This is a genomic window from Maridesulfovibrio frigidus DSM 17176 (assembly GCF_000711735.1).
Lineage (GTDB): Bacteria > Desulfobacterota > Desulfovibrionia > Desulfovibrionales > Desulfovibrionaceae > Maridesulfovibrio > Maridesulfovibrio frigidus.
This window is the reverse complement of record NZ_JONL01000017.1, coordinates 1-2,454: the sequence shown is the minus strand read 5'-3', so window position 1 is coordinate 2,454 and position 2,454 is coordinate 1. Positions and strand designations below refer to the sequence as shown.

Annotated in this window: 3 protein-coding genes; all 3 read left to right on the top strand. The window is 40.9% G+C overall.

Annotated features, from left to right (window positions below):
• The first annotated feature begins 383 nt into the window (after nt 1-383).
• A complete protein-coding gene (locus BR06_RS0119020) occupies nt 384-710 on the top strand; it encodes a type II toxin-antitoxin system RelE/ParE family toxin (protein ID WP_031485933.1) in 327 nt (108 codons plus the stop codon).
• Nucleotides 707-1,000, top strand: a complete 294-nt coding sequence (locus BR06_RS0119015; protein WP_031485931.1) for a helix-turn-helix domain-containing protein — start codon at nt 707-709, stop codon at nt 998-1,000. Before BR06_RS0119020 ends, BR06_RS0119015 begins: the two co-directional genes overlap by 4 nt.
• A 298-nt stretch (nt 1,001-1,298) precedes the next feature.
• Nucleotides 1,299-2,378, top strand: a complete 1,080-nt coding sequence (locus tag BR06_RS0119005) for a pentapeptide repeat-containing protein (RefSeq protein WP_084154278.1) — start codon at nt 1,299-1,301, stop codon at nt 2,376-2,378.
• The last annotated feature ends 76 nt before the right edge of the window (nt 2,379-2,454 follow it).

The following is a 2,454-nucleotide window of genomic DNA, read 5'->3' as shown; positions in this document are numbered from 1 at the left end:
ATGTCCATGAGCGTGCCGACTTCCTTGGCCGCTTCCGGCTCAAGATTGCACGTGCAAGTGCCTGTCTTCTGCATGGCGACAATGATGCCTTCAGTTACGGCGGCAGCTACGATTACAGCGATCTCTTTCTTTAGTTCTTCACTAATCTCACTCACAGCAAACTCCGGTTTGTCGTCCGCATCCCGAGGTTCGGATGCGGACGACACGAGGATAAGAAGGAAAGCAAAGCCTCCACGCTTATGAAATCAGTAACATGGGGTTTTGGAGTGAGGACGTGAGAGATCGCCACAGATCAGCAGGGATCAGTGGGGGTAGGGTTGACAGGGATTAAATAATGACAATTTTACTTGTAGGAGGTTATCATTTTTGATAACTTTTGCTTCATGAAATGGTCAATTCGATTCTATAGCGAAAAAGTAAAGAAGCAGACTCTTGAATTACCCTCGGGGATCAAGGCCAAATTGTTGCACATACTAGAAACAATTCAAGAGCTAGGTCCATTTGTTATGGGTGAACCCCATATCAAACCATTTGGGAAAGGTTTGTACGAAATCAGAGCCAAAGGAAAGGAAGGGATTGCACGTTCTTTCTACTGCCTGATTGAAGACAACCAATTAGTAATACTTCATTCGATTATAAAGAAATCTCAAAAAACACCTTTAAAGGACTTGGAAACTATCCGTAAGCGGATGAAGGAGGTCAAAAAATGAGTAATAGTCTAAATTTAGAATCATTCAAGCAGGAAGCACTCAGTGATCCTGAAACTCGTAAAGAGTACGAAGCTCTGACTCCTATCTGGGAACTCAGACGTAAGCTAATAAGACTGAGAACCGAAAAGGGAGTTACGCAAGAAGAACTCGCCAAACTCATGGGAACCAACAAAGCCAATATATCACGGCTTGAATGCGGAGAGAGCGCACCTTATCCCACCTTCAAAACAATCTCAAAGTACGCTAATGCACTTGGATACAAAGTCTCCATTGATTTTGATCAGCTTTAAAACACGATAAAGCACCCCGCCAAAAGCAGGGTGCTTTATTTAATATTCCTATCTCTACTTCCCAACCCCCTTCACCTTATCCCACCTAGCCCTTGCCGCCTTCCTAGCTTTCTCAGATCGTGCGGGATCTATAGCATTGCCTCCGAAGTTTGCTGTCTGCAATTGCAGATATTCGAGGACGTAGGGAATTTCATCTGCGGTGAATGCATTTTGTGTCAAGAGAGGCGTTGTTGCTTTTGATATAATTAGGTAACAAGTTACACCAAATAGATAACAACTTACAAAAAGTATACTTAAAATGACAAAACTCATATTTTTTACCTTGATTACAATCCTTTTAATTAGCTGTAAATATTCATCAAAAATATACCAATACTCTGGAATACGCCTAGTTTGTGAAAAATTATTTCCCAGAAGTAAAAAAGAAGAAGACGCCCCTGAATACATAAAACCGAGCAGCGCTATACCTTGGATAATAAGTATATATATAGTTATTTTCAACTTAGCGATAGATAGGTACGACCGCATTACAAAACCATTAATAAATCAAAAGGAAAATTTCATCCAAGAAATGGCAACAGATGAAAGAACTGAAGCGTGCTCAAAAATAGCCATTCTTCAACAGTTGAAAATTGCAATTGAACCAGAACTATTAAATCCACTCATAACAATCCACGCCTTTTTTAATAAAGAAGGACCACTCCTATACAATGAAGAAGTAGTATTCCTGTTAGAAAAGTATAAACTACTTCTAAATAATGCTATATTAAATTCAGCAATAATTGTTGATGCTGATCTGACTAAATCTTCATTACAAAATGCATCACTGCAAAACGTTACTTTTGAAAGAACCAACCTTCAGTGGGCGAAACTGAATTATGTAAACGGACAGTTCTCTACATTTGCTAGTAGCGACCTTAGCCATGCTAATTGTACTAGAGCTAACCTGAATGAAGCAAATCTGTCAGGCAATTACCTTCAAAAGACAATACTTACAGAGGCGTCCCTTAAAAGGGCAATTCTATCAGGAGCAAATCTCACTGAAGCTAAACTCTGCAGGGCGGACCTCACTGAAGCTGAACTCATTGAGACAGTTCTAATTAAGGCCGAACTCCAAGGAGCCAATTTTACAGATGCGGACCTTCGCGGGGCGAACCTCATAGAAGTGGACCTCACAAAGGCAGATCTCACAAGGGTTAAGCTCACAGATGCAGAACTCTCAAAGGCAAACCTCAGTGGTGCGAACCTATATGATGCTATAATAACAGATGCTTTCCTCTCAAGGGTGAATCTCAAAGGGGCGGACCTCAGAGGGGCGGACCTCAGAGGAGCTGAACTCTTTGAGGCTAATCTAACAAATGAAATGCTACATAAATAACGGACAGTCCGTTTTAGGTTAGGCAGCTAGTTTTTGTTTACGGTAATATTCCTGCTCAAATTGTTCTGGTGAAACA

What these genes read in the sequence shown, in the direction of transcription:
- BR06_RS0119005 (WP_084154278.1), top strand. Translation starts at nt 1,299, where the DNA reads ATGACAAAACTCATATTTTTTACCTTGATTACAATCCTTTTAATTAGC.
- BR06_RS0119020 (WP_031485933.1), top strand. Translation starts at nt 384, where the DNA reads ATGAAATGGTCAATTCGATTCTATAGCGAAAAAGTAAAGAAGCAGACT.
- BR06_RS0119015 (WP_031485931.1), top strand. Translation starts at nt 707, where the DNA reads ATGAGTAATAGTCTAAATTTAGAATCATTCAAGCAGGAAGCACTCAGT.